Source organism: Streptomyces chiangmaiensis, assembly GCF_036281785.1.
Lineage (GTDB): Bacteria > Actinomycetota > Actinomycetes > Streptomycetales > Streptomycetaceae > Streptomyces > Streptomyces chiangmaiensis.
The window spans coordinates 1-3,080 of sequence record NZ_JAYWVC010000444.1; the positions used below are offsets into that span (position 1 = coordinate 1).

The 3,080-nt window shown below is 65.4% G+C and carries 4 protein-coding genes and 1 pseudogene; 3 read left to right on the forward strand and 2 right to left on the reverse strand.

Going from position 1 to position 3,080, the window contains the following annotated elements:
* Positions 1-339 (reverse strand): annotated as a pseudogene (locus VXC91_RS44080) (hypothetical protein); the annotation flags it as partial.
* A 229-nt stretch (positions 340-568) separates the two neighbouring features.
* A complete protein-coding gene (locus tag VXC91_RS44085; RefSeq protein ID WP_329512966.1) occupies positions 569-883 on the reverse strand; it encodes a hypothetical protein in 315 nt (104 codons plus the stop codon).
* Positions 884-1,189: 306 nt separating this feature from the next.
* Between VXC91_RS44085 and VXC91_RS44090 the strand changes: the two genes are divergently transcribed.
* The 3 genes from VXC91_RS44090 (at position 1,190) to VXC91_RS44100 (ending at position 3,030) form a co-directional block, all read left to right on the forward strand.
* Positions 1,190-1,723: a carboxymuconolactone decarboxylase family protein gene (locus tag VXC91_RS44090; RefSeq protein WP_161561949.1), complete on the forward strand. Its 534-nt coding sequence runs from the start codon at positions 1,190-1,192 to the stop codon at positions 1,721-1,723.
* A gap of 137 nt (positions 1,724-1,860) precedes the next feature.
* A complete protein-coding gene (locus VXC91_RS44095) occupies positions 1,861-2,511 on the forward strand; it encodes a nitroreductase family protein (RefSeq protein ID WP_329512967.1) in 651 nt (216 codons plus the stop codon).
* Between the two features lie 12 nt (positions 2,512-2,523).
* A complete protein-coding gene (locus tag VXC91_RS44100) occupies positions 2,524-3,030 on the forward strand; it encodes an MmcQ/YjbR family DNA-binding protein (protein ID WP_329512968.1) in 507 nt (168 codons plus the stop codon).
* The last annotated feature ends 50 nt before the right edge of the window (positions 3,031-3,080 follow it).

A 3,080-nucleotide genomic window follows, 5' to 3' on the forward strand; every position in this document is an offset into this window, starting at 1 on the left:
GATCGGCCAGTTGTGTGGGATCTGCTTCAGCGCTGATGCGGCCGAGTTGCTGCATGCGCTCGATTCCATCGCGGAAGATGTCCCTCCGTCCGCGGCCTGCCGGTCGGTGAGGTTCGCGGCCTTCTGCAGCACCGTGACCAGCGCGAGCCGGCCCGGCGACCAGCCCGGCTTGCCTGCCCGCCCGAACCCGTCGGCGAAGGCAGCGTCCGGGAACACCTCGCCCAGCCGGTCGCAGACCTGCACCGTCAGTGGGGCCTCCCGCCTGCCCGAGTACATCATCTGGATCGCCGCCGCGATCTGCGGATCCGGCAGAGGCCAAGGCTGGGGCTGCACCGACACGACACGCTCCGATCCGAGAAGACCCACGAGTGATCACCAGCGCTCATGGTCCACCGCCTGCTCGTCGCGCTGCTACCCCTGGCGCACGGGCAGACCCACGACCGACTCCGCCAGTCATCTCGACGCCTACCAACCCGGCTTCACTACATGGCAGTTGGAATTAACCACCAAGATCGGACAACGTCGCGGGCGATCTGCGCTAGCAGGCTGCCTCTCTGGTAGGCGGCGATCAGCATGTGTGCGAGTCGCGCCGGATCCGCCGACGCGTCGAGTGGTCCGGCATATTGCATCCGCTCGAGTCCCGCTCGGAAGATGTCCCGCCATTCGGCGAAGACGGGGTGAGATCGTCGTGGACATCCAGATCGGTCTTGACTATCTCGCTCGCGAGGGATCCGAGGCTGCAGCCGTTCTCGAACGGGCGACCGGAGACGACGAAGAAGTCCGCCCACTCCTGGTACGCCTCGATCGTGTCGAAGTCGGCGAACCGTGCGCTTCGGTGGAAGCCGGGCACGCTCTCGGCCTGCCAGTCGTTGACGGCGCGCACCAGCTCAGCTGCGAGCCGCTGACCCCCGCTGCTCTTCGCACCAGCTCGTTGTTCGTCGCGTGGACCCCCCGCATGTAGATCAAGTCCGCGGCGTGCTCGAGGATGCGACCTCGCGTCGCCAGCCCCCTGCCCGTGAGCCCGCGAAGGCCACGCGATCCATCGTTCATCTGCATGTCACCACCCTGACCGCAGATTGGGCTAGGCGGCCTAATCCGAACAGGATTGGGCTTGACAGCCCATTCCGCGTCGTGTTCACTGCAAGTGGGCCCAGTAGCCCAGACTGATACCGACCCGAGGACCACCACCATGTCTCGTCTCAGCACGCCCGAGCTCACCGACATCGACGCCAAGACGCAGGGCACGCTCGACGCCATCGCCAAGCAGTTCGGCTTCGCTCCGGGCATGTTCACCACGCTCGCCGCCAACCCGACCGTCCTCGAGATCGTGATGGGCCTGCAGGGCAGCATCGCGAAGCTCCTCGACGCGAAGACCCGCCACACGATCGCGCTGGCCACGTCCCACTCCAACGACTGCGACTACTGCTCGGCGCTGCACGGATACATCTCCGCGAACCTCGGAGGCATGTCCACCGAGGAGATCGAGCTGGCCCGCACCGGCGGCTCCACCGATCCCAAGCGTGCCGCCGTCGCCCGCTTCTCCCAGCAGGTGATCGAGACCCGCGGTCAGGTGGGCGACGAGGACATCGCCGCAGTCCGCGAGGCCGGGTACACGGACCCCGAGATCCAGGCGATCGTCACCGTCGTGGTCGTCACGCTGCTCACGAACTACCTCAACAACGTCAACGACACCGTCGTCGACATCCCCGGTGCGGGCGCGTAACCAGCGACGTCGAAACCGCGTCGACCGGCACGGAGGTCGCCCCGATGAGAGCGACGTTCACCACCTACTGACGTGACTCCAACGCCCAGAAACCACCTCCTGACCCGATCTCTCCGAACACGAAACGAAAACCGAGCATGGATCTCAACAATCTGATCACCAAGCACCTCACCCGCTACTTCGACCCGAACAAGAAGATCCCGGAGGAGACCTTCCAGCTCCTGCTGCGCTACCTGCGCACCTCGCCGACGACGATCAACATCCAGCCGAACCACTTCCATGTGCTGGAGACGCAGGCCGGCAAGGACAAGCTTGCGAACGCTCTCGTCGGCCGCTTCGAGGACAACCAGGAGAAGGTGCGGAACGCGTCGCACGCGATCGTGTTCACGACCCGCAAGACGATTCCCGACGAGCACTTGCAGGAGATCTTCGCGAAGGAACGCGCGGACGGTCGCTTCGCGGACCCGGAGACCCAGAAGGGATGGGAGGCTGGAGCGTCCGGCTTCCTGAAGATCCAGTCGGAGAACTATGGCGGCGACGTACTCCACTGGCTGGAGAAGAACACCTACCTCGTGGTCGGCGCGACCATGATGGCCGCCGCTTCTCTCGGAGTCGACGCCACCCCGTTTGAAGGGTTCGACCGCGCGGCGATCGACGAAGCGTTCGGCCTCACCGACACCGACTTCACCACAACGCTGATCATGGCGCTCGGGTACCCGGACGAGACGCGCGTCTCTCGCCAGCCGGTCTCGCGCTTCGACGCCGAGAAGATCTTCACCCACATGTGACGAACTGAGCGGGTGCGCGATCGGCGCGCCTGCTCGGTTCTGGGGGACTCGACTGTCCGGCGCCCGCACCTCTCCTCGACGGACGCCGGACAGTCGACCTCTACCGACCTCGAGGAGGCCAAGAGGTACGCAGACAGGACAGTTCAGAACCGCGCGGCCGCGCGCGCCGCAGAGCTCCCGGGTTCAGAGCACAAGCACCAGTTCACCGGCGACTGGGAGGTGTCGAAAGTCGGCGGCAAGGTGTTCATGCTGCAGACATCGATGCCTGGGGAGCCGGTCGTGATCCTCAAAGCCGATCCCTCAGATGCGGAGACGCTCCGCGCGTCGCACACGAGCATCTCTCGCGGCTACCACATGAACAAGAAGCACTGGATCACCATCAGACCTGGTGCGGGTATCGAGCAGGCGTTGGTGGACGACCTCGTGACCGAGTCGTACCTGCTCGTCGTCGCGGGCCTTCCCAGACAGAGCCGCCCGGTCGACCCCGACACTTTCAGCATTCTGCCGTCCGCCGGCTGACCGACGCGGCGCCAGACAAAAACAAAACCGGCCCTTCGCCGATCTGGCGG